General features: G+C 72.7%; 23 protein-coding genes. 7 read left to right on the top strand and 16 right to left on the bottom strand.

What is annotated here, in order from left to right; genetic code table 11:
- Positions 1-131: 131 nt before the first annotated feature.
- The 3 genes from IG90_RS0104180 to IG90_RS0104170 all read right to left on the bottom strand — a co-directional run bounded on the left by IG90_RS0104180 (position 132) and on the right by IG90_RS0104170 (position 2,304).
- Positions 132-590, bottom strand: a complete 459-nt coding sequence (locus IG90_RS0104180) for a (4Fe-4S)-binding protein (protein ID WP_051859970.1) — start codon at positions 588-590, stop codon at positions 132-134.
- A gap of 116 nt (positions 591-706) precedes the next feature.
- A complete protein-coding gene (locus tag IG90_RS0104175; protein WP_030577659.1) occupies positions 707-1,108 on the bottom strand; it encodes a RidA family protein in 402 nt (133 codons plus the stop codon).
- Positions 1,105-2,304, bottom strand: coding sequence for an acyl-CoA dehydrogenase family protein (locus tag IG90_RS0104170; protein WP_030577658.1), 1,200 nt, complete (start codon positions 2,302-2,304; stop codon positions 1,105-1,107). The genes IG90_RS0104175 and IG90_RS0104170 overlap by 4 nt, the downstream gene beginning before the upstream one ends.
- A gap of 150 nt (positions 2,305-2,454) precedes the next feature.
- Between IG90_RS0104170 and IG90_RS0104165 the strand changes: the two genes are divergently transcribed.
- The 4 genes from IG90_RS0104165 to IG90_RS0104150 all read left to right on the top strand — a co-directional run bounded on the left by IG90_RS0104165 (position 2,455) and on the right by IG90_RS0104150 (position 6,303).
- The gene (locus IG90_RS0104165) at positions 2,455-4,143 is read left to right on the top strand and encodes an AMP-binding protein (RefSeq protein WP_030577655.1); all 1,689 of its coding nucleotides are present in this window, start codon (positions 2,455-2,457) and stop codon (positions 4,141-4,143) included.
- A gap of 9 nt (positions 4,144-4,152) precedes the next feature.
- On the top strand, positions 4,153-4,974 hold the full coding sequence (locus IG90_RS0104160) for a PaaX family transcriptional regulator (RefSeq protein WP_030577652.1): 822 nt from the start codon (positions 4,153-4,155) through the stop codon (positions 4,972-4,974).
- Positions 4,975-5,035: 61 nt separating this feature from the next.
- Entirely contained in the window at positions 5,036-5,866 is an 831-nt protein-coding gene (locus IG90_RS0104155) for a GNAT family N-acetyltransferase (protein ID WP_030577650.1), read from the top strand.
- Positions 5,863-6,303 (top strand): hypothetical protein, encoded by a 441-nt coding sequence (locus IG90_RS0104150; protein WP_030577647.1) that lies wholly within the window; start codon positions 5,863-5,865, stop codon positions 6,301-6,303. Before IG90_RS0104155 ends, IG90_RS0104150 begins: the two co-directional genes overlap by 4 nt.
- On the opposite strand, the gene IG90_RS0104145 is transcribed toward IG90_RS0104150, so the two are convergent.
- Positions 6,290-8,611 (bottom strand): bifunctional salicylyl-CoA 5-hydroxylase/oxidoreductase, encoded by a 2,322-nt coding sequence (locus IG90_RS0104145; protein ID WP_233435889.1) that lies wholly within the window; start codon positions 8,609-8,611, stop codon positions 6,290-6,292. The genes IG90_RS0104150 and IG90_RS0104145 overlap by 14 nt on opposite strands.
- Positions 8,612-8,613: 2 nt before the next feature.
- The gene (locus IG90_RS0104140) at positions 8,614-9,441 is read right to left on the bottom strand and encodes an enoyl-CoA hydratase family protein (RefSeq protein ID WP_030577640.1); all 828 of its coding nucleotides are present in this window, start codon (positions 9,439-9,441) and stop codon (positions 8,614-8,616) included.
- Between the two features lie 283 nt (positions 9,442-9,724).
- Between IG90_RS0104140 and IG90_RS0104135 the strand changes: the two genes are divergently transcribed.
- Complete coding sequence (locus IG90_RS0104135; RefSeq protein ID WP_030577638.1) at positions 9,725-10,174, top strand: ATP-binding protein; 450 nt, start codon at positions 9,725-9,727, stop codon at positions 10,172-10,174.
- On the opposite strand, the gene IG90_RS0104130 is transcribed toward IG90_RS0104135, so the two are convergent.
- The 11 genes from IG90_RS0104130 to IG90_RS0104080 form a co-directional block, all read right to left on the bottom strand.
- The gene (locus IG90_RS0104130; RefSeq protein WP_030577636.1) at positions 10,125-11,612 is read right to left on the bottom strand and encodes an amino acid permease; all 1,488 of its coding nucleotides are present in this window, start codon (positions 11,610-11,612) and stop codon (positions 10,125-10,127) included. The genes IG90_RS0104135 and IG90_RS0104130 overlap by 50 nt on opposite strands.
- Positions 11,613-11,891: 279 nt before the next feature.
- The gene (gene argF / locus IG90_RS0104125; protein WP_030577634.1) at positions 11,892-12,896 is read right to left on the bottom strand and encodes an ornithine carbamoyltransferase; all 1,005 of its coding nucleotides are present in this window, start codon (positions 12,894-12,896) and stop codon (positions 11,892-11,894) included.
- A gap of 149 nt (positions 12,897-13,045) precedes the next feature.
- Positions 13,046-14,281 (bottom strand): arginine deiminase, encoded by a 1,236-nt coding sequence (locus tag IG90_RS0104120; protein WP_030577631.1) that lies wholly within the window; start codon positions 14,279-14,281, stop codon positions 13,046-13,048.
- 87 nt (positions 14,282-14,368) lie between these two features.
- Complete coding sequence (locus tag IG90_RS0104115; protein ID WP_030577629.1) at positions 14,369-16,966, bottom strand: polynucleotide kinase-phosphatase; 2,598 nt, start codon at positions 16,964-16,966, stop codon at positions 14,369-14,371.
- Positions 16,963-18,456, bottom strand: coding sequence for a 3' terminal RNA ribose 2'-O-methyltransferase Hen1 (locus IG90_RS0104110; protein ID WP_030577626.1), 1,494 nt, complete (start codon positions 18,454-18,456; stop codon positions 16,963-16,965). Before IG90_RS0104110 ends, IG90_RS0104115 begins: the two co-directional genes overlap by 4 nt.
- Positions 18,457-18,536: 80 nt before the next feature.
- Positions 18,537-19,454, bottom strand: a complete 918-nt coding sequence (gene mmuM / locus IG90_RS0104105) for a homocysteine S-methyltransferase (RefSeq protein WP_030577624.1) — start codon at positions 19,452-19,454, stop codon at positions 18,537-18,539.
- 40 nt (positions 19,455-19,494) lie between these two features.
- The gene (locus tag IG90_RS0104100) at positions 19,495-20,418 is read right to left on the bottom strand and encodes an LLM class F420-dependent oxidoreductase (protein ID WP_030577616.1); all 924 of its coding nucleotides are present in this window, start codon (positions 20,416-20,418) and stop codon (positions 19,495-19,497) included.
- Positions 20,419-20,544: 126 nt separating this feature from the next.
- Complete coding sequence (locus IG90_RS0104095) at positions 20,545-21,045, bottom strand: DUF6099 family protein (RefSeq protein WP_030577615.1); 501 nt, start codon at positions 21,043-21,045, stop codon at positions 20,545-20,547.
- 124 nt (positions 21,046-21,169) lie between these two features.
- Positions 21,170-21,529 (bottom strand): nucleotide pyrophosphohydrolase, encoded by a 360-nt coding sequence (locus IG90_RS0104090; protein ID WP_030577614.1) that lies wholly within the window; start codon positions 21,527-21,529, stop codon positions 21,170-21,172.
- A 90-nt stretch (positions 21,530-21,619) separates the two neighbouring features.
- Positions 21,620-22,024, bottom strand: a complete 405-nt coding sequence (locus IG90_RS0104085; RefSeq protein ID WP_030577613.1) for a cell division protein SepF — start codon at positions 22,022-22,024, stop codon at positions 21,620-21,622.
- 148 nt (positions 22,025-22,172) lie between these two features.
- A complete protein-coding gene (locus tag IG90_RS0104080; RefSeq protein WP_030577611.1) occupies positions 22,173-22,970 on the bottom strand; it encodes a DeoR/GlpR family DNA-binding transcription regulator in 798 nt (265 codons plus the stop codon).
- Positions 22,971-23,190: 220 nt separating this feature from the next.
- On the opposite strand from IG90_RS0104080, the gene IG90_RS0104075 reads away from it, so the two are divergent.
- Positions 23,191-24,078, top strand: coding sequence for an SIS domain-containing protein (locus IG90_RS0104075; protein ID WP_030577609.1), 888 nt, complete (start codon positions 23,191-23,193; stop codon positions 24,076-24,078).
- 31 nt (positions 24,079-24,109) lie between these two features.
- Complete coding sequence (locus IG90_RS0104070; protein WP_030577607.1) at positions 24,110-24,775, top strand: DedA family protein; 666 nt, start codon at positions 24,110-24,112, stop codon at positions 24,773-24,775.
- The last annotated feature ends 90 nt before the right edge of the window (positions 24,776-24,865 follow it).

Raw genomic sequence — 24,865 nt, 5'->3', positions numbered from 1 at the left:
GACGCGGTCCGGTGCGTGCGATTCCAAGGCGCCGAGAGGTCCTCGTAGCGGAGCTGCCAGGGCATTTCCGCAACGCCGGAAGCGTGCGTGCCAGCGCGTGGCCGCCTGATCGGAGGTCACCCGACAGGCTCTCAGCCGTGTCCGGCGCAGGGCCCGCTGTGGTCGCAGTACGGGGTGTTGCCGGTGGCGCCGCAGCCGCAGAGCATCACCCGGGTCTCCCGCCGGGGCCCGTGGGGCGTGGCGACCTCCAGGTCCCCGCGCACATGGAGCACCCCGTCGGCGTGCAGCGACACGTGGGTGGGGACGTCGGGCACCTCGTCGGGCATGCCGTCGGTGCGGTGGTACTGGAGGGCGCCGCTGGGGCAGCGGTGGATGACGTCGGCGACCTCGTCGGCGGATGCGTCGTCGGGCTGGACCCACGGGCGGCGGCCGGCGTCGAAGACGGTGGGGAGCCCGGTCACGCACTCGGCGGCGTGCAGGCAGCGGTGCGGCTCGAAATCCACGACGATGCCCTCGCCGTCGTAGGACCGGGCGGCGGGGCGCGGGGGCGGCTGGCTGGGCACCGCTGACTCTCCTGGGCGGCTCGGCATCCGGACCGCTTCAGCCTCGCTCCGCCGCCCCGCGGCCGCTACTCGGGCGGGCGGCGGAAGGCGGGGCTCCGGGGGCCGGGGGCCCGGGGGCCCGGCCCATGGCGTCGGGGCCCGGATCACGGCAGGACCGCGACCCCGTCGATCTCTACCATCGCCTGCTCGTCCCACAGCCGGGCCACCCCGATGACGGCCATCGCCGGGTAGTCGCGCCCCGCGAGCCGGCGCCAGATCCGGCCCAGCTCGGCGGCGTGGGAGCGGTAGTCGGCGACGTCGGTGGCGTAGACGGTGACCCGGGCGAGGTCCGCGGGGGCGCCGCCGGCCGCGTGGAGAGCGGTGAGCAGGTTGCCCAGCGCGACGGCGAACTGGTCGGGCAGGGTGGCCCCGACGACCTTGCCGTCCGGGTCGAGCGCGGTCTGTCCGGCGAGGAAGACCAGGTGCCCGCCGGTGGCGACGACCGCGTGGCTGAAGCCGGTGGGCGGGGAGAGTTCGGCCGGGTTGATCCGGTGGGACGGACTCATGCGGGCGGCTCCTCGGTGAGGCCCACGGGCTCCACGGGCTCGTGGGCGGCAGGCTGCTGGGTGGCAAACGCCATCCGCTCGGCGGCGTCCGCGTACAGCTCCTTGGCGATGATGGTGCGCTGCACCTCGCTCGCGCCCTCGTAGATCCGCGGCGCGCGGACCTCGCGGTAGAGGTGTTCGAGCAGATGGCCCCTGCGCAGTGCCCGGGCGCCGTGCAGCTGCACGGCGGCGTCGACGACGTACTGCGCGGTCTCGGTGGCGTACAGCTTGGCCATCGCCGCGCGGCGCGGCACGCCGCTCTCCCCCGCGTCGTACGCGGCGGCCGCCGCGTACACCAGGAGGCGGGCGGCCTCGGTGCGGGTGGCCATCTCGGCGACCTGGTGCGAGACGGCCTGGAGGTCGCTCAGCGGGCCGCCGAACGCGGTGCGCCGGGCGGTGTGCTCCAGGGTCGCGTCGAGGGCGGCGCGGGCCATCCCGACGGCGAAGGCCCCGACGCTGGGCCGCAGGAGGTTGAGGGTGTTCATCGCGACCCGGAAGCCCCGGTCGGGCTCGCCGAGCACGTCGTCGGCGGTGACCGGTACGCCGTCGAACTCCAGGGTGCCGATGGGGTGCGGGGAGAGCATGTCGAGGGCGGAGCCGGTGAGTCCGGGCCGGTCGGACGGGACCAGGAACGCGGTGATGCCGCGGGAGCCCGCGCCGGGGGTCGTGCGGGCGAAGACCACGGTGAAGTCGGCCTCGGGGGCGTTGGAGATCCAGCACTTCTCGCCGGTGAGCGCCCAGCCGTCCGGGGTCTGCTCGGCGGCCAGGCCCAGGGCCGCCGCGTCGGAGCCCGCACCGGGCTCGCTCAGCGCGAACGCCGCGACGGCCCGCCCGGCCCGGACCTCGGGGAGCCAGCGTTCGCGGTGGGCGGGGGTACCCGCCTGGATGACCGGGGTGGTGCCGAGGCCCTGGAGGGCGAGCGCGGTCTCGGCCTCGGTGCAGCCCCGGGCCAGGGACTCGCGCAGCAGGCACAGGTCGAGCGCCCCGGAGCCGAGCATCCGCTCCAGCAGGCCCAGCTCTCCGAGCGCGGCCAGCAGCGGGCGGTTGACGCGCCCGGGCTCCCCCTTCTCCGCCAGCGGGCGCAGCTCCTGTGCGGCGAGGGTGCGCAGCTCTTCGCACCATGCGGTTTGTTCCGGTTCGAGGGAGAATGCCGTCATGGCGGCGCCTCTCTTGTCGCGTGTGGTCGCGTGTCCTGTCGCGTCGCGTGGCATCTCGTCGCGTTGCATCGCACGTCATGTCTTATCGCGGACCGTTGACTACCGTCACCCGAACGATACGCTCCAGAGGCGACAAGGGGGCGATCCTTCATGGAGCCGAATTCCTCGCCGAACACGCCCACAGCCGCCGCCGACGCGTCCGTACGCGTCCCCGGCGCGCATCCCGAGCCGGCCGCCCGCGCCGCGGGCGCCCACGCCGACACCTTCACGCGCGACCATCTCCCGCCGCCGGAACAGTGGCCGGAGCTCCTCCTGGAGGACCCCGCGCCGCGCTACCCCGACCGGCTGAACTGCGGACACGAACTGCTGGACCGCACCGTCGAGGAACGGGGCGCCGACCGTCCGGCGCTGCGCTCCGGCGACGGAAGCGTCTGGAGCTACGGCGAGCTGCGGGAGACGGTGGACCGCATCGCCCATGTGCTGACGGAGGACCTGGGCGTCGTGCCGGGCAACCGGGTGCTGCTGCGCGGACCGACCACGCCCTGGCTGGCCGCCTGCTGGCTCGCCGTCATGAAGGCGGGCGCGGTCGCCGTCACCGTACTGGCGCAGGCCCGCGCGAGGGAGCTGTCCACGATCTGCTCGCTGGCGCGGATCAGCCACGCCCTGTGCGACGCCCGGTCGGTGGCGGACCTGGCGAAGGCGGACGTCGACGGCCTGCAGGTCACCCCGTTCGGCGGGGCCGGGCCCGGGGACCTCGCCAGGCTGGCCGAGCGCAGGCCCGGCCCGTACCGGGCGGTGGACACGGCCGCCGACGAGGTCGCGCTCATCGCGTTCACCTCGGGGACCACCGGGCGCCCCAAAGGCTGCATGCACCTCCACCGGGACCTCCTCGCCATCGCCGACACCTTCTCCCGGCAGGTCCTGCGCCCCACGGCCGACGACGTGTTCGCGGGCAGCCCGCCACTCGGCTTCACCTTCGGCCTGGGCGGACTGCTGGTCTTCCCGCTGCGGGCCGGGGCCTCGACGCTGCTGCTGGAGCATGCGGGCCCGCGGCAGCTGCTGCCCGCGCTGGCCCGCCACCGGGTCTCGGTCCTCTTCACCGCGCCGACGGCGTACCGCACGATGCTCGGGCAACTGGACGGCCACGACCTCTCGGCGCTGCGGCGCTGCGTGTCGGCCGGGGAGAACCTGCCGGCGGCGACCTGGAAGGCCTGGTACGAGGCGACGGGGCTGCGCATCATCAACGGCATCGGGGCCACCGAACTGCTGCACATCTTCATCTCGGCCGCCGACGACGCGATCCGGCCGGGCACGACGGGGATACCCGTGCCGGGCTGGCGGGCCCGGGTGGTGGACGAGCACGGGGACGAGCTGCCCGACGGCGAGGCGGGACTGCTCGCCGTACGCGGCCCGGTCGGCTGCCGCTATCTCTCCGATCCGCGGCAGACGGAGTACGTCCGGCACGGCTGGAACATGACCGGTGACACCTTCGTCCGTGAACCGGACGGCTACTTCCGCTACGTGGCCCGCGCCGACGACATGATCATCTCCTCCGGCCACAACATCGCGGGCCCCGAGGTGGAGGACGCCTTGCTGCGCCACCCGGAGGTCGCGGAGGCAGCCGTGGTGGGCCGGGCGGACGAACTGCGCGGCGAGGTCGTGGTGGCGCACGTGGTGCTGACTGAGGGTTCGGAGCAGACGGCGGACTCGCTGCGCGCCCACATGAAGGCCGGCCTGGCCCCGCACAAGTGCCCGCGCGTCTTCGTCTTCCACTCCTCGCTCCCCCGCACCGCGACCGGCAAACTCCAGCGGTTCCTGCTGCGGGACCAGCACCCCTAGAGTGATCACGTGGCCGAGTTGCGCACCCCCCGCTCCCTGATCATCACGCTCTACGGCGCCTACGGCCGTCCGCCGGACGGCGCCCCGTTCGCGGTGTCGGAGCTGATCCGCCTGCTGCACGCCGTGGGCGTGGACGCCCCGTCGTCACGTTCCTGCGTCTCGCGGCTGAAGCGGCGCGGGCTGCTGGTGGCCGCCCGTGCGGCGGACGGCTCGGCGGGCTACGCGCTGTCGCCGGAAGCCCGGCAGCTGCTGGACGACGGCGACCGGCGGATCTACCGGCACCCCGCGACGCGGCTCGCCGACGGCTGGGTGCTCGCGGTGTTCTCCGTGCCCGAGGCGGAGCGCAGCAAGCGCCACCTGCTGCGCTCCCGGCTGGCGCGGCTCGGCTTCGGCACGGCCGCGCCCGGCGTGTGGATCGCCCCGGCCGGCCTGTACGAGGAGACCCGGCACACCCTGGAGCGGCTCGAACTCGCCCCGTACGTCGACCTGTTCCGTGGCGAGCACCTCGGCTTCGCCGCCACCCGTGAAGCGGTGGCCCGCTGGTGGGACCTGGCGGCGGTGGCGCGCCTGCACCACGACTTCCTGGAACTGCACGAGCCGGTGCTGCGGGACTGGGAGGCGTCCGGGGACACCGACGGCGAGCCCCGCCCGCAGACCGCCTACCGGGACTACCTGCTGGCGCTGGACTCGTGGCGGCGACTCCCTTACGCGGACCCGGGTCTTCCGCCGGAGCTGCTGCCCGGGGACTGGCCGGGCGGCCGGTCGGCGGAGGTGTTCGGCCGGCTGCACGAGCGGCTGCGGGACGCCGGGGAGCGGTTCGTGCGGGGGTGACCCCCCCGCATGAAGGGGAAATCCGGGTGCCCCGGGGCCCGGCGCGCGGGCAGGATGAGGCATGACCTGGACCTTCACGCACGACACCGGCACGTTCCTCGCCGCGGCCGGCGCGTCGCTCGCCGCGCGGCCCGTCGAGCACACGGTGGCGCTCACCGTCACCGAGCGGCTGGGGCGCGCCGGAGCGCATCACTACGGTGAGGGCGATCCGGTGCTCGGCTGGTGGCGCGGGGCGGACGGTGCGGTGGCGGGGACCCTGGTGCGCACTCCGCCCCGTCCGGCGCTGCTGAACGGCGTGCCCGCGGAGGCGGTGGTACCGCTGGCAGAAGCCCTGGGAGCGGGGCCGGACCTGGCCGCGGTCAACGCGGACCGGGACACCGCGGCGCTGCTGGCCGCCGTGCTGCCGGGCTACCGGACCGAGCAGGAGCAGCGGCTGTACCGACTGGGCGCGCTCCGGCCGCCCTCCCCTGCGCCGGAGGGCCGGGCCAGGGCGGCGAGACGGGCGGACCGGGCGCTGCTCGTGGAGTGGATGCACGGGTTCGCCGACACGACCGGGCAGTCCAAGACCTCGGCGGAGTGGCTGGTGGACGAGGGTACGGAACGTGGGGCGCTCACCCTCTGGGAGAGCGGCGGGGCGCCGGTGGCGCTGGCGGGGCGCTCCCGGATGCTGGCGGGCACGGTGCGGGTGACGTCGGTGTACACCCCGCCGGAGCATCGCGGCCGGGGGTACGCGGCCGCCGTGACGGCCGAGGCCTCCCGGGCCGCCCTGGCGGCGGGCGCGGCCGAGGTCCTGCTCTTCACCGACCTCGGCAACCCGACGAGCAACGGCGTGTACCGGCGCATCGGTTACGAGCCGGTGGCGGACCGGATGCAGATGAGGAGGGACGCGTGACGGCGGAGCCCGTGACACCGGACCCGCTCTGGCTGGTCGCGGCGAACGTGGTGCGGTGGCGGCGGTACGGGGACGGCGGGCAGGAGCTGCGGCCGGGAACCAGGTCGTACCGGGGCGGCGCGAAGGTGTACGTCGTCGACACCTACCCGGGCATGGGGCACGAGCAGGTGACCACCATCGGGCGGGCCCGCACCGGCCGCTGGATCACCGTCGACACGGGCTCGCGCCATCTGCACACCTTCCGGGCCGCGCAGGTGTACGCGCCGGCCGTGCTGCGCCGGGCGGAAGCGATCGCGGTGCGCACGCGGTCCCGGGAGGAGGCCGAGGAGCTGGCCGGCCTGCTGGAGCGGCTCGCCGCCGGGTACCGCGAGACCCACCACGGCGCGCCCCACCCCGCTCCGTGCCTCTGCCACACCTGCGTCGTCACCCCAGGGTGAGCCGGGGCTTCGGTCCGTCGGTGCGGCCGGTGGGCGGGGGGCGGCTGCCCGCGCCGTACGGGAGCGGCCAGGGCGCACCGGGTCCGCGGTAGCCCTGTTCGGCCGCCGCGTGCAGGGTCCAGTGCGGGTCGTACAGATGGGGGCGGGCCAGGGCGCAGAGGTCGGCGCGGCCCGCCAGGAGCAGGGAGTTGACGTCGTCCCAGGAGGAGATCGCGCCGACCGCGATCACGGGGACGTCGACGGTGTTGCGGATCCGGTCGGCGTACGGGGTCTGGTAGGAGCGGCCGTACTCGGGGCGCTCCTCGGGCACGACCTGGCCGGTGGAGACGTCGATGGCGTCGGCACCGTGGGCGGCGAAGGCGCGGGCGATCTCCACCGCGTCCGCCGCTTCCGTGCCGCCCTCGGCCCAGTCGGTGGCGGAGATCCGCACGGTCATCGGCCGTTCCCGCGGCCAGACTTCGCGTACGGCGTCGAAGACTTCGAGGGGGAAGCGGAGCCGCGCCTGAAGTGATCCGCCGTAGGCGTCGGTGCGGTGGTTGGTGAGCGGGGAGAGGAATCCGGAGAGCAGATAGCCGTGGGCGCAGTGGAGTTCGAGGAGGTCGAAGCCGCTGCTCGCGGCGCGCCGGGCGGCCGCCGCGAACTGCTCGCGCACGGCGTCCAGTCCGGCCCGGTCCAGCTCCGCCGGAACCTGGTTGACTCCGGGCACGTAGGGGAGCGGGGAGGCGGCCGTCAGTGGCCAGTTGCCGGTCTCCAGGGGCTGGTCGATGCCCTCCCACATCAGCTTGGTGGAGCCCTTGCGGCCGGAGTGGCCGAGCTGGACGCCGATGGCGGCGCCGGGGGCGGAGGTGTGGACGAAGTCGGTGATCCGCCGCCAGGCGGTGGCCTGTTCGGCGTTCCACAGGCCGGTGCAGCCGGGAGTGATGCGGCCCTCGGGGCTGACGCAGACCATCTCGGTCATGGTGAGTCCGGCGCCGCCGAGCGCACGGGCCCCGAGGTGGACGAGGTGGAAGTCCGCGGGGAGCCCGTCGGTGGCGGAGTACATGTCCATGGGTGAGACGACGACGCGGTTGCGCAGTTCGAGGCCGCGCAGGCGCAGCGGGGTGAACATCGGCGGAGTGCCCGGCGCGCAGCCGAACTCCTCCTCGACGGCGGCGGTGAACGAGGCGTCGCGCAGCCGGAGGTTGTCATGGGTGACCCGGCGGCTGCGGGTGAGCAGGTTGAACGCGAAGCGCCGGGGCGGCTGGTCCACATAGGTGGCCAGCTCCTCGAACCAGCGCAGGCTGGCGGCCGCGGCGCGCTGGGTGGAGGCGACGACCGGGCGGCGCTCGGCCTCGTACGCGGCCAGGGCGGCCGGCAGGTCCGGCTGTTCCTCGACGCAGGCGGCCAGCGCGAGGGCGTCCTCGACGGCGAGCTTGGTGCCGGAGCCGATGGAGAAGTGGGCGGTGTGGGCCGCGTCGCCGATGAGCACCGTGTTCCCGTGGGACCAGCGGGAGTTGGTGACCGTGCGGAAGGCGAGCCAGGAGGACCTGTTGCCGCGCAGGGGGCGGCCGTCGAGGGCTTCGGTGAAGAACTTGCCGCAGCGGGTGGTGGATTCGGCGGCGTCACAGGTGTCGAGCCCGGCGGCGCGCCAGACCTCCTCGCGCATCTCGACGATGACGGTGGAGGCGTCCGCCGCGTACGGGTAGGCGTGCAACTGCATGACGCCGTACGGAGTTTCGGCGATCTCGAAGCGGAAGGCGTCGAGCGCGAAGCCGGCGGCGAGCCAGATGTAGCGGTTGCGGTGTTCGGTGAGGGAGGGGCCGAAGGCTTCGGGGTGCGCCTGGCGGGTGGCGCTGTGCACCCCGTCGGCGGCGACGACCAGGTCGTAGTGGGCGGCGAGCTCGGCGGCGGGCGGGGCCACGGTGCGGAAGCGGAGGTCGGCGCCGAGGCCGGCGCAGCGCTCGTGCAGGATCTCCAGGAGCCGGCGGCGGCCGAGGGCGGCGAAGCCGTGGCCGCCGGAGGTGTGGGTCCGGCCCCGGTGGACGATGTCGATGGTGTCCCAGCGGACGAATTCGCGGCTGAGCGCCCGGTACACCTCGGGGTCGGCGTGCTCGATGCCGCCGAGGGTCTCGTCGGAGAGGACGACGCCGAAGCCGAAGGTGTCGTCGGGGGCGTTCCGCTCGAAGACGGTGACCTCGCGGTCCGGGTCGAGCCGCTTGAGGAGGGCCGCGGCGTAGAGCCCGCCGGGGCCGCCGCCGATGACCGCTATCCGGCGCACGCGGTCCGGCACGGCGGCGCCCTGACGCCACGTCGCTGCGGGGGCCGGCACGGCTACCTCCCCTGCCACTTCGGCGGCCGCTTCTCGCTGAAGGCGGCGTGGAACTCGGCGTAGTCCTCGCCGTGCATCAGGAGGGCCTGGGTGTTGGCGTCCAGCTCGACGGAGGCGGCCAGCGGCATGTCGAGTTCGGCGGTGAGCAGGGCCTTGGTCTGGGCGAGGGCGAGGGCGGGGCCGTCTGCGAGGCGGCGGGCCAGTTCGGCGGCGCGCTCGTCGGCCTCGCCCTCCTCGGCCAGCTCGCTGATCAGACCGATGCGCTCCGCCTCGGGGGCGCGGACGGCGTCCCCGAGCATCAGGAGCCGGGTGGCGTGGCCGAGGCCGACGACCCGGGGCAGCAGGTAGGCCGCCCCCATGTCGCCGCCGGAGAGGCCGACCCGGGTGAAGAGGAAGGCGAAGCGGGCCGACGGGTCGGCGACCCGGAAGTCCGCCGCCAGGGCCAGCACGGCTCCGGCTCCGGCGGCGACGCCGTGGATGGCGGCCACGACGGGGAAGGGGCACTCCCGCAGCGCCCGGACGACCTGTCCGGTCATCCGGTTGAATTCGAGGATCTGTGCGGTGTCCATGGCCAGGGTGGCGCCGATGATCTCGTCCACGTCGCCGCCGGAGCAGAAGCCGCGCCCCTCGCCGGCGAGGACGAGGGCGCGGACGGAGCGTTCCCGGGAGAGCTCGGCGAGGAGGTCGCGCAGATCCGCGTAGGCGCCGAAGGTGAGCGCGTTGAGTTTTTCGGGGCGGGCGAGTGTGACGGTGGCCACACCGTCGTCCCGGGTCAGCCGCAGATGACGCCATTCCTCGGTGCTCGGGGCCGAGCTGGGAAACGGGCTCATGGAGGGGTCCCCTTCAGCGATCGGGCTGGTGCCGGCCGTGCGCGGGTCGCGTTCCGCCTTCGAAGTTATCACCCTTATGTGACTGCCGTCACGAGGTCGCAATACAGCGTCCATGAGACCGTTGTGGCGAAAGTCCCCTTTGCTCCGGCCGGCCGCCTCTATGACTGGACCGGAGCGGTTCGTAAGGTTGAAACCAGGAAGTCTCGTCACGAGTACGACGTGAACCCCAGAAGTCGAGACCTCCCGCTTCGAGGAAGACCCGCTCCCGAACGGAAACCCCGCCGTGCCGCCCGATGTCCCCGTCCCCGCTTCCTGGCGCATCGCCCTGCCGCATTCCACCGCGGCCGTGCCGATCGCCCGCGCTCTCATCCGTACGGCACTGTCGGACATCGACGCCCCGGCCGACAGCGACACCGCAGAGCTGCTGACCGCCGAGCTGGTGGCCAACGCCGTGGAGCACACGCTGGGCGGTGAGCCCATCGAGCTGGTCGTGGAGCTGCTGCCCACCGGCTGCCAGGTCGAGGTGCACGACCGCGACCCCGCCCCGCCGGGCGACCTGTCCCGGCCGCACCCGGGCTGGGAGGTCGATCCCTGGCAGGAGCACGGCCGCGGCCTGCTGCTGATCCGGACCCTCAGCTCCGCGTGCGGTCACCGCACCACGGAGCACGGCAAGGCCGTCTGGTTCACGCTTCCGGCGATACCGGCGCAGCCGGGTCCGTCTCCGGGGAGCTGACCAGCCGGGAGCGCTTGCGGCCGTAGCCGGCGTACAGCAGCGAGCCGACGGCCAGGAAGACCGCGAACTGGACCCAGGTCGTCCAGCCGGTCCCGTACATCAGATACAGGCAGAACGCGACGCCCAGCAGCGGGCTGACCGGGTAGAGCGGCACCCGGAAGGTCCGCTTCAGCTCGGGGTTGCGGCGGCGGAGCACCACGACCGCGATGTTGACGGCGACCATCGTGGCGAGTGTGCCGATGGTCGTCAGGTTCACGACGACGTCGAGCGGGACGAAGGCGGCCGGGACCGCGAAGACGCAGGCCACGATCCAGGTGTTGGCGACCGGGGTGTGGGTCTTGGGCGAGACCCGCTCGAAGACGCGCGGGATGAGTCCGTCGCGGGACATCGACATCAGGATGCGGGTCTGGCCGTACATCACGGCGAGCACCACCGAGGCGATGGCGACGACCGCGCCGAAGGCGATGATGCCGCCGCCGACCGTGGAGTCGGTGACCTGGTTGACCGCGATCGAGAGGGCCGCGCTCTTGTTCGCGACATAGTCCGAGCCGATCGCACCGATGGCCGAGAGCGCCACCGCGCAGTAGAGCAGGGTGACGACGCCGATGCAGATCAGGATGGCGATCGGAATGTTCCGGCGGGGGTTCTCGACCTCTTCACCGGCGGTGGTGATGGCGTCGAAGCCGATGTAGGAGAAGAACGCCAGCGAGGCGCCCGCGGTGATCCCGCCGAGCCCGTGGGTCGCGAACGGCATGAGGTTGTCGTCCTGGAACGCGCTGAACGCCACGGCGCAGAAGGCGACGAGGATGCCGATCTTGAGGACCGCCATGGTGGCGGTGGCGGTGGCGCTCTCCCGGACACCGCGCACCAGCAGGGTGGCGGCCATGGCGATCACGACGACCGCCGGCAGGTTGACCACGCCGCCGTCGCCGGGCCCGGAGGACAGGGCCTCGGGGAGTTCCCAGCCGATCACGCTGTTCAGCAGCTCGTTGACGTACTGGCTCCAGCCCACCGCGACGGCGGAGACCGAGACGCCGTACTCCAGCAGCAGGCACCAGCCGACGAGGAAGGCGGTGCGCTCGCCGAGGGCCGCGTACGCGAAGGAGTAGGAGCTTCCGGAGACCGGGATGGCGCTGCCCAGCTCCGCGAAGGACAGGGCGGTGAAGATGCAGGTGATCGCCGCGAGGAGATACGAGATCACGACGGCGGGGCCGGCCTCGGCGACGCTGTCGGACAGCCCGACGAAGATGCCGGCGCCGACGATCGCGCCGACCCCGAAACAGACGAGCTGGAAGAGGCCCATCGTGCGCTTGAGGCCGTGCCCCTCCAGGTCTCCGCCGGACTCGGCGATGAGCTGATCGGGGCTCTTGCGGCGCAGGCCCGGCTTCGAGGGGCCGGGGCGCTTCGGGGTGCCGGTACGCGGCAGACCGGGGCTCATGCGGGACGTTCTCATCTCTGGTGGTGCAGTGGGGGGACGTTTCCCTGTACGCACGGCGGCCGTGGGGGCCCCGGGCGACATGGGAAGGGGTCCGGGCATCGCGAGCCCGAACCCCACCAAGAGGCGACATCGTAGCCACCGACGCACATGTTCACCCAATCGGGTGCATGAGCATGCGAACCCCTGCCCCGTATCCGTACGGAGGTCTCGCCGTCCCCGTGCGGAGGCCTCGCCGGCCCCGCGCGGCGGAGGCCTCCCTCGTCTCCGTACCGGTGAGGGCTACTTCCCGGCCAGCGTCGCCACCAGCACGGCCTTGATCGTGTGCATCCGGTTCTCCGCCTGGTCGAAGACGACCGAGTGCGCGGACTCGAAGACCTCGTCGCTGACCTCCAGCTCGGTCAGCCCGTACCCGGCGTGGATGTCCCGGCCGACCTGGGTGCCGAGGTCGTGGAAGGCGGGCAGGCAGTGCAGGAACTTCACGTCCGGATTGCCGGTGGCCCGCAGGACGTCCATCGTCACGGCGTACGGCCCGAGGGCGGCGATGCGCTCGGCCCACACCTCCTTGGGCTCCCCCATCGAGACCCAGACGTCCGTGGCGACGAAGTCGGCGCCCCGGACGCCCTGGGCGATGTCCTCGGTGAGGGTGACCGTCGCGCCGCTGGCCTCGGCGAGCTCCCCCGCCCGCGCCACGACGGCCTCGTCCGGCCAGTAGGCCTTCGGTGCGACGATCCTGACGTCCAGGCCGAGCAGGGCGCCGGTGATCAGGTAGGAGTTGCCCATGTTGAAGCGGGCGTCGCCGAGGTAGGCGAAGGCGCTCTCCGTGACGGGTCCCTCGCCGTGCTCGGTCATGGTGAGCACGTCGGCGAGCATCTGGGTGGGGTGCCAGTCGTCGGTGAGCCCGTTGAAGACCGGCACCCCGCCGTACGCGGCCAGCTCCTCGACGGCCTGCTGGCTGTCACCCCGGTACTCGATCCCGTCGAACATCCGGCCGAGCACCCGGGCGGTGTCCTTCACGGACTCCTTGTGGCCCATCTGGGAACCCGCCGGGTCCAGGTAGGTGGTGGCGGCGCCCTGATCGACGGCGGCGACCTCGAACGCGCAGCGTGTGCGGGTCGAGGTCTTCTCGAAGATCAGCGCGATGTTCTTCCCGCGCAGCCGCTGGACCTCGGCCCCGGCCTTCTTCGCCGCCTTGAGTTCGGCGGCCAGCGAGACCAGGCCGAGGAACTCCTCGGAGGTGAAGTCCAGCTCCTTGAGGAAGTGGCGGCCGGTGAGGTCTATGGCCATGATGACTGCTCCTGGGTCGGACGGGGATCGGCGCACTGCGCGCGATGAACTGGAAGTCTATACGATTCACCGCATCCCTATACAGGGCCGTGTGCGAGATCATGTACGGGCCGTGCACGGCGCCACGGAGGTCCCGGTCCGGCGGCCTCTCACGCCACCGGGTCCCGCTCCACCGGGCAGCTCATACAGCGCGGCCCGCCGCGGCCCCGGCCCAGCTCGCTGCCGCGGATCTCGATGACCTCGATGCCCTGCTTGCGCAGATGGGTGTTGGTCGTGGCATTGCGCTCGTACGCCACGACGACGCCGGGCTCGACCGCGAGCACGTTGCAGCCGTCGTCCCACTGCTCGCGCTCGGCCGCGTGCACGTCCTGGGTGGCGGTGAGGACCCGGATGGAGTCGAGGCCGAGGGCGGCGGCGATGGCGCGGTGCATGTGCTCGGGCGGATGGTCGGTGACCTTCAGCTCGCGGGGGCCGTTGCCCGGCTCGATGGTGTACGAGCGGAGCATGCCCAGACCGGCGTACTGGGTGAACGTGTCGCCGTCGACCATCGTCATCACCGTGTCCAGGTGCATGAACGCGCGGGCCTTGGGCATGTCCAGCGCCACGATCGTGCGCGCCGAACCGGCGTCGAAGAGGCCGCGGGCCAGCATCTCCACCGCCTGCGGGGTGGTGCGCTCGCTCATCCCGATCAGGACCGCGCCCTGCCCGATGACCAGGACGTCACCGCCCTCGATGGTGGAGGGGTAGTCGGCCTGCCCCTCCGACCAGTGGTGGAAGACGCCCGCCTCCGGGCCGGTGAAGAGGGGGTGGTGCCGGTAGATGGCCTCGAAGTGGACGGTCTCGCGCTGCCGGGCGGGCCAGCGCATCGCGTTGATGGAGACCCCGTCGTAGATCCAGGCCGAGGTGTCCCGGGTGAAGAGGTGGTTGGGCAGCGGGCCTAGCAGGAAGTCGTCCAGGTCCATCACATGGAAGCGGACGGAGGTCGGTTCGCTGTGCCGCTCCAGGAACTCCCGCTTGGTCATGCCGCCGACCAGGGCCTCCGCCAACTCCTTCGAGGACAACTCCTCGAAGGCGGCCCGCAGATGCTCGGTGGCGAGCGGGCCGTACTCCTTCTCGTCGAAGACCCGGTCCAGCACGAGCCGCCGGGCGACCGGGATGTCGAGGGACTCGCGCAGGAGATCGCCGAAGTGGTGCACGGCGATCCCCCGGTCGCGCAGCACGTCGGCGAACCCGTCGTGCTCCTCGCGGGCGCGGCGCACCCACAGGACGTCGTCGAACAGGAGCGCGTCCTTGTTCCTGGGGGTGAGCCGCTTCAGCTCCAGATCGGGGCGGTGCAGTATGACGCGGCGCAGCCGCCCGGCTTCGGAGTCGACATGGAATCCCATGCCTTCATCCTCACCGCGCGGAGCGCCGTTCACCCCGCGAACCGCCCACCGGTTCCGCGGAGGTGTCCGTGACGGGTGAGCCGCCGGTCAGAGCCGGGGGTCCACCGGCTCCGACTCCAGGGCCAGGACGGCGAACACCGCCTCGTGGACCCGCCACAGCGGCTCGCCCTCCGCCAGCCGGTCCAGGGCCTCCAGGCCGAGCGCGTACTCCCGGAGCGCCAGCGAGCGCTTGTGGCCGAGGGACCGGGAGCGCAGCCGCTCCAGATTCTCCGGGCGGGTGTACTCGGGGCCGTAGATGATGCGGAGGTACTCCCGGCCGCGCACCTTGATGCCGGGCTGGACGAGCCGGTCCCTGGCGTCCCGGACGAGGGCGCCGAGCGGCTTGACGACCATGCCCTCGCCGCCGCGCCCGGTCATCTCCAGCCACCAGTCCACGCCCGCGCGCACGGAGTCCTCGTCCCCGGTGTCGACGAGGAGCCGGCGGGTGACCTGGAGCAGCCCGGTCGGGTCGTGCTCCACGAGCCGGTCCAGCCAGGCGAGCTGCTCGTCGTGCGGGACGGCGGCCAGGGAGCGGCCCTGGACGGCGAGGATCTGGAACGGGGCGAGACGCACCCCGTCCAGCCCTTCGGTGGACCAGCAGTAGCGCCGGTACGCCTCCGTGAACGCGGCCGCGTCCTGGGCGCGGGCACGCTGGAGTCCGGCGAGGTCCGCCACCTCGATGCCCCGGTGGGCCGCCTGCTCCAGGGCGGCGACGGCCGGCGGGAAGACCGCACCGGACGCGGCGCCGACGGCGGCGTACTGCGAGCGCAGCAGCCCGCCGGCCTTGAGCGACCACGGCATCAGTTCGGCGTCCAGGAGCACCCAGTCGGTGTCCCACTCCTCCCAGAGCCCGGCGGCGGCGAGGGCGGTACGGAGCCGGGCCAGGACCCCTTCGGTCATGGCCGTGTCGTCCAGGAACGGCCGGCCGGTGCGGGTGTACAGCGCACCGGTCGGGCCCGCCGTGCCGAACCGCGCGGTCGCGGCATCCGCGTCCTTGCAGACCAGGGCGACGGCCCGGGAGCCCATGTGCTTCTCCTCGCACACGACCCGCTCGACGCCGTCGGCGCGGTACTGCGCGAAGGCCTCGGCCGGGTGCTCCAGGAAGCCGTCCATGCGGGAGGTGGCGGTGGGGGCCATGGTGGGTGGGAGGTAGGCGAGGAGCTGCGGGTCGACGGCGAACCGGCTCATGACTTCGAGCGCGGCGGCGGCGTTCTCCTCGCGCACCGCGACACGGCCCAGGTGCCGGGTCTCCACGACCCGGCGGCCCTGCACGTCGGCGAGGTCCAGCGGCCGGCCCTCCCGGCCCCCGGGCGCCTCGGTGACCAGCGGCTTGACGGGCTCGTACCAGACCTTCTCGGCGGGTACGTCGACGAGTTCGCGCTCCGGCCAGCGCAGCGCGGTCATCTTCCCGCCGAAGACGGCCCCGGTGTCCAGGCAGATGGTGTTGTTGATCCAGGAGGTGCTGGGCACCGGCGTGTGGCCGTAGACCACGGTGGCGCGGCCCCGGTACTCCTCGGCCCACGGATAGCGCACGGGCAGCCCGAACTCGTCGGTCTCCCCCGTCGTGTCCCCGTACAGCGCGTGCGAGCGGACCCGGCCGGAGGTGCGGCCGTGGTACTTCTCGGGCAGCCCGGCGTGACAGACCACCAGCTTGCCGTCGTCCAGGACGTAGTGGCTGACCAGCCCGTCGATGAACTCCCGCACCTGCCCCCGGAACCCGGGGTGCTCGGCGTCCTCGCGCTCCAGCTGCTCGACGGTCTCGGCGAGCCCGTGGGTGAGCTGGACCTTGCGGCCCGCGAGATAGCGGCCGAGCTTGTTCTCGTGGTTGCCGGGGACGCACAGGGCGTTGCCCGCCGCGACCATGGACATGACGCGGCGCAGCACGCCGGGGCTGTCGGGGCCCCGGTCGACCAGGTCGCCGACGAACACGGCCGTACGCCCTTCGGGGTGGGCGCCGTCCACGTAGCCGAGCTTGCCGAGCAGGGTGTCCAGCTCGGAGCGGCAGCCGTGGACGTCCCCGATGATGTCGAACGGGCCGGTGAGGTGGCGCAGGTCGTTGTAGCGGCGCTCCAGCACCACTTCGGCGCTCGAAGCCTCCTCCTCGGTGCGCAGGACGTGCACCTTGCGGAAGCCCTCGCGCTCCAGACCGCGCAGGGATCGCCGCAGCTCGCGGCGGTGCCGCTGGATGACGTGGCGCGGCATTCCGGCGCGGTCGGGGCGGGACGCGTTGCGCGCGGCGCAGACCTCCTCGGAGAGGTCGAGGACGATGGCGATGGGCAGGACGTCGTACGTCCGGGCCAGCTGGACGAGCTGCTTGCGGCTCTCGGACTGGACGCTGGTGGCGTCGATGACGGTGAGCCGCCCGGCCTCCAGGCGTTTGCCGGCGATGTGGTGCAGCACGTCGAAGGCGTCGCGGCTGGCGCTCTGGTCGTTCTCGTCGTCGGCGACCAGCCCCCGGCAGAAGTCCGAGGAGAGGACCTCGGTCGGCTTGAAGTGCTTGCGCGCGAAGGTGGACTTGCCCGATCCGCTGGCGCCGATGAGGACGACGAGGGAGAGGTCGGTCACCGGCAGGGTGCGCGCGGCGGTGGCGGCGGTGCCGGATTCCGTACCGGCTTCGGCACCGGTGTCGCTGTGGTCGTTGTTCATGCGGCCTCCGCCTCCTTCGACTTCTCGGTCGTTCCGGTGGTCGTGATGGCGTCGGTCCGGGTGAACACGGCCATCTGGGTCGGCGGTCCCACCTCGGGGTCGTCGGGCCCGACCGGCTCGAACCGGACGGTGTATCCGTGCCGTTCGGCGACCTTCCCGGCCCAGTCCCGGAACTCGGCCCGGGTCCACTCGAAGCGGTGGTCCCGGTGCCGGACGTGTCCGGCCGGGAGGGTCTCCCAGCGCACGTTGTACTCGACGTTCGGCGTGGTCACGAGCACCGTCCCCGGTCGCGCGGCACCGAACACCGCATACTCCAGGGCGGGCAGCCGGGGCAGGTCCAGGTGCTCGACGACCTCGCTGAGCACGGCGGCGTCATACCCCGCCAGCCGCTTGTCCGTGTAGGTCAGCGAACCCTGCCGGAGGGTGACCCGGCCCGCCTGGCGCTCTCCCATCCTCTCCAGCTTCAGCCGCCGCGAGGCGATGGTGAGGGCGCGCATCGAGACGTCGACGCCCACGATCTCCGTGAAGCGCACGTCCTTGAGGAGCGCCTGCACCAACTGGCCCTGGCCGCAGCCGAGGTCGAGCACCCGGCTCGCCCCGGCGGCGCGCAGCGCGTCGATGATCGCGGTGCGCCGCCGGCCGGCGAGCGGGACCGGCTTCTCCTCGGTGTCGGTGCTCTCGTCCACGGCGTTGTCGACGCTCTCCACGTCGAGGTCGTCCGATTCGGCGAGCCGCACCAGCTCCAGGGCCTGGTCGGCCTGGCGGGTGAGCCCCCAGCGGTGGGACAGGTAGCGCCGGGTGATCAGCGCCCGCTCGGGGTGGTCGGCCAGCCAGCCCTCCCCGGCCCGCAGCAGCTTGTCCACCTCGTCGGGCGCGACCCAGTAGTGCTTGGCGTCGTCGAGCACCGGGAGCAGGACGTAGAGCTGCCGCAGCGCGTCGGCGAGCCGCAACTCGCCCTCCAGCAGCAGGCGTACGTAGCGCGAGTCGCCCCACGCGGGGAACTCCTCGTCCAGCGGTACGGCCGTGACCTCGACCCGCGTCCAGCCGAGCGGCGCGAACAGCCTGTGCACCAGCTCGGCACCACCCCGGGCGGGCAGGGCGGGCACCTCGATCCGCAGCGGCAGCGGGCTTTCGGCCCGCTCGGGCATGGCACGGCAGACCCCGCCGAGCGCTGACTTGAACACGGCCGCGAGGGCGACCGACAACAGCGAGGACGCCGCGTAGGGGCGGTCGTTGACGTACTGTGCGAGCGCCGCGTCGGGCGCGCCTCCCCGGCCCTTGCCCTTGCCGCGCCGCACCAGCGCCACCGGATCCACCTCCAGCAGGAGTGCGGCCGTGCAGCGCTCCGCGGACGCCTCGGGGTAGAAGACGTGTGCGGAGCCGTGCGAGGTGGGATACGTCTGCGCCTTGTCCGGATGCTTGTGCAGCAGGAAGCCCAGGTCCGTGGCGGGACGTTCAGGGGTGCCGGTCGTACCGATTGTCAGGAACACCTGTCCGAGTATGATCCTCACCCCCTGCCCCCACCAGGTATTTTCTCCACCGCCCTCTCGCCTCGCCCTTGCCCCCTTCCCTACCGCTCCAGCCGCCCGGCCAGTTCCGTGATGAGGTCCGGCCCCACCCGGCAGCATCCTCCGACGAGCCGGGCCCCGGCCCCGGTCCAGGCCCGCACCCGCCCGGTGTCGAAGGTGCTGCGCCCGGTCCACCCCCGCGCTCCGGCGTCCCAGCCCTCCCCGCTGTTCGGGTAGACCACGGCGGGCCTGCCCGTGACCGCCACCGCCTGCTCCACGGCGTCCTGCGCCTCCTCCGGATCGCAGCAGTTGACCCCGACCGCGAGGACGGAGTCCCGCCCCGCCGCCACCGCGAACGCCTCCTCCAGCGGCTGACCGGCCCGGGTCCGGCCGCCCGCCACGCTGTACGAGAGCCAGTACGGCAGTCCGGTCTCCTCGGCCACCCGGACCAGGACCTCGGCCTCGTCCAGGTCCGGCACCGTCTCCAACGCCAGGGCGTCGGGCCCGGCAGCGGCCAGTGCCGCCACCCGGGGGCGGTGGAAGCGCTCCAGCTCCCGGACGCTCAGCCCGTAGCGCCCCCGGTACTCGCTGCCGTCCGCGAGCATCGCCCCGTACGGTCCGACCGACGCGGCGACCCAGGTCTCCCGCCCGGGATCGGCCCGGCGCGCCGCTTCGGCGGCGCCCCGGGCCAGCCGCACTGCGCGGGCGAGCAGGGCGTCGGCCCCGGCCCGGTCGATCCCGTACCGCCCGAACCCTTCGAAGGTGGCCTGGTAGCTGGCCGTGATGAGCACCTGCGCCCCGGCCCGGAGGTAGGCGAGGTGGGCGGCCTCGATCTGTTCCGGCGCGTCGGCCAGCAGCCGCGCCGACCAGAGCGCGTCGGACAGGTCGCAGCCCTGCGCCTCCAGTTGGTTGGAGAGCCCGCCGTCCAGCAGGACGGGCCCGGTGGCCAGCGCGTCGGCGAGCGTGCTGCCGGTGCTCACGGTCAACTCCTCAGGTCAGGTCAGGTCAGGTCAGGTCAGGTCAGGTCAGCTGGGACTGGATCTGCGAGGAGATCAGTTCCAGATGGTCCAGGTCCGCCAGGTCGAGGATCTGGAGGTAGATCCTCGACGAGCCGATCGCCCCGTAGGCGCAGATCTTGTCGACCACCTCGGCGGGCGATCCCGCCAGCCCGTTCGCCTTGAGCTCTTCCACGTCCCGGCCGATGGCCGCCGCGCGTCGGGCGACCTCGGCGTCGTCCTTGCCCGTGCAGACGATCAGCGCGTTGGAGTACACGAGGTCGTCCGGCGAGCGTCCGTGCGCCTGCGCGGCGGCCCGGACCCGGCCGAACTGCTTCTCGCTGTCCTCCAGCGAGGCGAACGGGATGTTGAACTCGTCGGCGTACTGCGCGGCGAGCCGCGGGGTGCGCGTCGCGCCGTGACCGCCGATCAGGACGGGCACCTTGGCCTGGGCGGGCTTGGGCAGCGCGGGCGAGTCGGTGAGCTGGTAGTAGGTCCCGTCGTAGCTGAAGGTCTTGCCGACCTCCGTCGCCCACAGGCCGGTGACGATCGCGAGCTGCTCCTCCAGGCGGCCGAACTTCTCCTTCGGGAACGGGATGCCGTAGGCCTTGTGCTCCTCCTCGAACCAGCCCGCACCCAGACCCAGTTCGACCCGGCCGCCGGACATCTGGTCGACCTGGGCCACCTGGATGGCCAGCACCCCCGGAAGCCGGAACGTGCCGGCGGTCATCAGCGTGCCGAGCCGGATCCGCCGGGTCTCGCGCGCCAGTCCGGCCAGGGTGATCCAGGCGTCCGTCGGTCCGGGCAGCCCATCGCCGGAGCCCATGCGGAGATAGTGGTCGGAGCGGTAGAAGGCGTCGAAGTCCAGGTCCTCGGCGGCCTTGGCGACGGTGAGCAAGGTGTCGTAGTCGGCCCCTTGCTGGGGCTCGGTGAAGATGCGGAGATCCATGGCTCCATCCTGCCCCTCCGGCGCCCGGTCCTCCTCACCAGCCAGGCCGGATCCCTCTCCAATCCCCCTCCCCGTCTCCCCCTCAGGGGCCGTCGGCTCCCCCTCTCAGGGGCCGTCAGCCGCCCCTCAGGGACCCGCCGCCGATGGTGCGGGGCCGCGTATGCCGCCGTAGGGGCCGTCGCGCTCCCTCTCGCGCTCCGCCAGTCGTCTCAGCATCCCGTGCACGCGGTCCAGTGATTCGTCGGCCGCGTCCATGGCCTCGATGCACTGCCAGTACAGACCGTCCTCCCCCGTGTCGCAGGCCACCCCGACCAGCGCGATCCCGGCCTCGCCGAGCAGCAGCGCCAGCCCGGCCAGGGCCGACCGCACATCGGCGATCCCGGACAACTGGGCCGCCCTGGCGCCGCCGGAGAGCACCGTCGGGTGGTCCAGGGCCGAGCATCCGGCGCCGATCTCCCCCAGCGCCCGCGCCTCGCTCCGCAATTCCATCGGTCCGTACAACGCCAGCCGGCTGCCGACCGCCCGCGCGAGCGCCTGGGCCTGCCAGGCCTCCGCCATGACGTCCAGAGCGCCCCGGCTGCCCGCCAGAGCCCGCCGCCCCGCCTCGATGACTCGCTCCGCTTCCATGTGTCTCCCCCGTCCGTACGAAAACCCGCTCACCTCATTCATTACCCACAGTGAGGTAGACAGCACCGTAAGGCCAGAGGAAATCGGAAATCTGTGGACACGAAGTCGACTGTGGATACCTCGCTCACTCCGAAGAGTGACGATCGTGGGGTTCCGGAGCGCTCGGCAGGGGGAACCGCTTCTCGTTCCGCTCCAACTTGGCCGCCAGCGCCACCGCCGGGTCGATGCCCAACACCTCGCAGAACTGCAGGAGATAGGCGAGCACGTCCGCCACCTCGTCGGCGACCCGGTGGGCCGATTCGGGGTTCTCCATGATCCGCGCCGACTGTTCGGGCGTCAGCCACTGGAAGATCTCCAGCAGTTCGGAGGCCTCGACGCTGAGCGCGGCCGCCAGGTTCTTCGGGGTGTGGTAACGCCCCCAGTCCCGCGCCGCCGCGAACGCGGCCAGCCGCCGCTGGAGTTCTGCCACATCGATGTCTGTCACGGCCTCAGGTCTATCACCGGCCACCGACAGTGGAGGAACGTGCGGCCGGGGGCGGCGGTCCGAGCCGGCTGCCGCCCCGACTGCCGCTTCCTACGACTGGTCGAGGCCCGCGGGAGTGACCCCCTCGACCTCCATGCCGACCGGCGCGAGCAGGAAGACATTGCGGTCCACCCGGTGCATGCCGCTGCCGAGGCCGAAGACCACACCACTGCTGAAGTCGAGAATCCGCTTCGCCACGTCCGATTCCGCCGCCGTCAGGTCGAGCAGCACCGGTACCTGGGCGACCAGGTACTCGGCGACCTCGCGGGCGTCCGCGAAGACCTGCACCCGCAGCACGACGAGGCGTCGCTGCTCGGCCGCGCGCTCGTCCGGGACGGTGCGGTGGTCGATCCGGGACGGCCACTCGTCACGGCCGCGCAGCGGTACGACCTGCGCGAGCCCCTCCCACTGTTCGTCGGTGGCGTCGTATCTGTCATACCTGTCGTACCTGCTCACAGGGCCACCCCGTCGTCGAGCCGGACGGATTCGCACCGGCTGCACTCACTGTTCATCGGGCAATCCTCTCGCCCCTCACCCGTTCGGCGTACCAACGACACGGCGAAGTCTCCGTCGGAGTCTCTTCCGGTACCCGGCGGACACCGGTTCAGACCGTGATGACCTGGACCCCCGCCTCGCCGAACCGGTCCCTCGCCTCCGCGGCGATGTTGGAGTCGGTGACCAGGACGTCGACCAGGCCCAGGTCGCAGACCCGGGCGAAGGCCCGTCTGCCGATCTTCGACGAGTCGGCCGCCACCACCACCCGCTGGGCCCGTTCCGCGAGCAGCCGGTTGACGCTGGCCTCGCCCTCGTGGTGGACGTACGCGCCGCGTTCGATGTCGATGGCGTTCACCCCGAGGACGGCGACGTCCAGGGTGATCTCGTTCATCACGCCGACGGCGAGCGGGCCCGTGAGCTCGTACGACTGGGGCCTCGCGACGCCGCCCGTCACGACCATCTTGATCTGCGGCCGGATCGCCAGCTCGCTCGCGATGTTGAGGGCGTTGGTCACCACGGTCAGCGTCGGCTGCCCGCCCGCCGCCGTCGCCTCGCCCACGATGTCCTGGCGTACCGCCAGCGCCCTGGCCACTTCGGTCACCGTCGTTCCACCGGTCAGGCCGACCACTTCGCCGACGGCGACGAGGCCGGACACGGCGCGGCCGATGGCCTGCTTCTCCGGCGCGTGACGGCCCGTCTTGTAGCGGAGCGCGAGTTCGTAGGAGACCCCGTGCGCGACCGCGCCGCCCCTGGTGCGGGTCAGCAGGTGCTGTTCGGCCAGCTGGTCCAGATCGCGGCGGATGGTGGCGGCCGAGACGTCGAGCGTCGTCGCCGCCTCCTCGACGTCCACCCTGCCGTGCTTGCCGACCAGTTCCAGCAGCGCGTCCCACCGGGCGTCCCTGGACAAGAGCGTCTCCTCACCGTCCGGCGCGGGCACCGCGTTTCGCGGGAACGCGGTCGCCGGTGGCCGGACCGCCGCAAGCGTCGCACAGGGTCTCCCGGGAGCCCTTCATCCACCTGCACCTTGCTTGTTTTTGTTCGATAACTGCATGTAATGTGCAGAATTCTACATGCGGGCTTCATCAGCCCCGTTCCGGTGGTCCACCTCGTTCCCGTGGAGTGCAGACGTGTCGTATGCCGAGACCGAGACAGCCAGTCAGCCCGCGTGCTGGCGGCGCGCCGCCGCCCTGGCCGACGGCCCCGGGGCCGCCGCCCTGCCCGTCGCGGGCGAGCGGATCGCGGTCGTCGGCTGCGGTACCTCCTTCTACATGGCGCAGGCCTACGCGGGGCTCCGCGAGGGTTCCGGCCAGGGCGAGTCGGACGCCTTCGCCGCCTCCGAGTTCCCCTTCGGCCGCGGCTACGACCGGGTCGTCGCGCTGACCCGGTCGGGGACCACGACCGAGGTGCTGGAGCTGCTGAACCGGCTGCGCGGCACCTCCCGGACGGTGGCCGTCACGGCGGACCCGCAGACTCCGGTCAGGGCGGCGGCCGAGGATCTCGTCGTCCTGGACTTCGCCGACGAACGGTCCGTCGTCCAGACGCGCTTCGCCACGACCGCCCTCACCCTGCTGCGGGCCCACCTCGGCCTGCACTCGGAGGACGTGGTCGCGGACGCGGAGACCGCGCTCGCCGAGCCGCTTCCCGAAGGGCTGCTGCGGAGCACCCAGTTCTCCTTCCTCGGACGGGGGTGGACGGTCGGTCTGGCCCACGAGGCGGCGCTGAAGATGAAGGAGGCGTCGCTGTCCTGGACGGAGTCCTACCCCGCGATGGAGTACCGCCACGGCCCCATCAGCATCTCCACCGCGGGCACCGCGACCTGGATGTTCGGCGACGCCCCCGAGGGCCTGCCGGAGCAGGTGCGCGCGACGGGCGCCCAGTGGGTGGACGACGCCCTCGACCCGCTGGCCGACCTCGTACGCGTACAACGCCTCGCCCTCGCCCGTGCGGCCGCACGGGGGCTCGACCCGGACCTGCCGCGCCACCTGAGCCGCTCGGTGGTCCTCGACACAGCCTGAGGGGTCACGGGGTCCGAGGGATCATGGCTGCATGCATCTGACCCTGTCGGACCCCCGAGAGCTGTCGGCCGCCTCCGAGCCGCAGGGAGGCGTCGCCGACTGGGCCGCCGGGCTGGTCGAGACGCTCGGTGGTCCCGGCGCGGGTGCGGCCATCGCACTGGAGAACGTGTTCCCCCCGCTGCCCAGCGAGGTCATCCTGCCGTTGACCGGGTTCGCCGCCTCGCGAGGCGTGCTCAGCATCGCCTCGGCCCTGTTCTGGACGACGCTCGGCTCGGTCGTCGGGGCGGTGGCCCTGTACAGCATCGGAGCCCTGTTCGGCCGGGAACGGGTGCACGCCTGGTGGGCGAAGCTGCCGCTGGTCAAGACCTCCGACCTGGTGCGGACGGAGGAGTGGTTCGCCCGGCACGGCACCAAGGCGGTCCTGCTGGGCCGCATGGTGCCGGTTTTCCGGAGCCTGATCTCGGTGCCCGCGGGCGTGGAGCGCATGCCGCTGCCGGTGTTCGTCGCGCTGACGACGGCTGGCAGCCTGGTGTGGAACACCGTGCTGGTGATGGCCGGATACTGGCTCGGCGACCAGTGGGACGTGGTCGGGACGTACGTCGGCGTCGCGTCCAAGGTCGTGCTGGCGCTGGCCGCCGTCGCCCTGGGCGGTTACGTCGTGATGCGCGTGCGGGGCCGCAACCGCGAGCGGCCCTGACGGCAGGGCACGGCACGAGGCGGCACCGCGCGGTTCAGCACCGCGCGGCCCGGCCGGAACCGCCGTCCGGCCCTCGGCCCCATGGACGAC

Origin of the sequence: Streptomyces anulatus (assembly GCF_000721175.1) — a bacterium.
In the GTDB taxonomy this organism is placed as follows: domain Bacteria; phylum Actinomycetota; class Actinomycetes; order Streptomycetales; family Streptomycetaceae; genus Streptomyces; species Streptomyces anulatus_C.
This window is presented reverse-complemented; position numbering and strand designations above follow the sequence as displayed.

Excerpts from the sequence above, each read along its gene's own strand:
- IG90_RS0104070 (WP_030577607.1), top strand. The coding sequence starts at position 24,110 with ATGCATCTGACCCTGTCGGACCCCCGAGAGCTGTCGGCCGCCTCCGAG.
- IG90_RS0104100 (WP_030577616.1), bottom strand. The coding sequence starts at position 20,418 with ATGGATCTCCGCATCTTCACCGAGCCCCAGCAAGGGGCCGACTACGAC.
- IG90_RS0104155 (WP_030577650.1), top strand. The coding sequence starts at position 5,036 with ATGACCTGGACCTTCACGCACGACACCGGCACGTTCCTCGCCGCGGCC.
- IG90_RS0104140 (WP_030577640.1), bottom strand. The coding sequence starts at position 9,441 with ATGAGCCCGTTTCCCAGCTCGGCCCCGAGCACCGAGGAATGGCGTCAT.
- IG90_RS0104165 (WP_030577655.1), top strand. The coding sequence starts at position 2,455 with ATGGAGCCGAATTCCTCGCCGAACACGCCCACAGCCGCCGCCGACGCG.
- IG90_RS0104180 (WP_051859970.1), bottom strand. The coding sequence starts at position 590 with ATGCCGAGCCGCCCAGGAGAGTCAGCGGTGCCCAGCCAGCCGCCCCCG.
- IG90_RS0104170 (WP_030577658.1), bottom strand. The coding sequence starts at position 2,304 with ATGACGGCATTCTCCCTCGAACCGGAACAAACCGCATGGTGCGAAGAG.
- IG90_RS0104095 (WP_030577615.1), bottom strand. The coding sequence starts at position 21,045 with ATGGAAGCGGAGCGAGTCATCGAGGCGGGGCGGCGGGCTCTGGCGGGC.
- argF (WP_030577634.1), bottom strand. The coding sequence starts at position 12,896 with ATGGCCATAGACCTCACCGGCCGCCACTTCCTCAAGGAGCTGGACTTC.
- IG90_RS0104115 (WP_030577629.1), bottom strand. The coding sequence starts at position 16,966 with ATGAACAACGACCACAGCGACACCGGTGCCGAAGCCGGTACGGAATCC.
- IG90_RS0104175 (WP_030577659.1), bottom strand. The coding sequence starts at position 1,108 with ATGAGTCCGTCCCACCGGATCAACCCGGCCGAACTCTCCCCGCCCACC.
- IG90_RS0104130 (WP_030577636.1), bottom strand. The coding sequence starts at position 11,612 with ATGAGCCCCGGTCTGCCGCGTACCGGCACCCCGAAGCGCCCCGGCCCC.
- IG90_RS0104120 (WP_030577631.1), bottom strand. The coding sequence starts at position 14,281 with ATGGGATTCCATGTCGACTCCGAAGCCGGGCGGCTGCGCCGCGTCATA.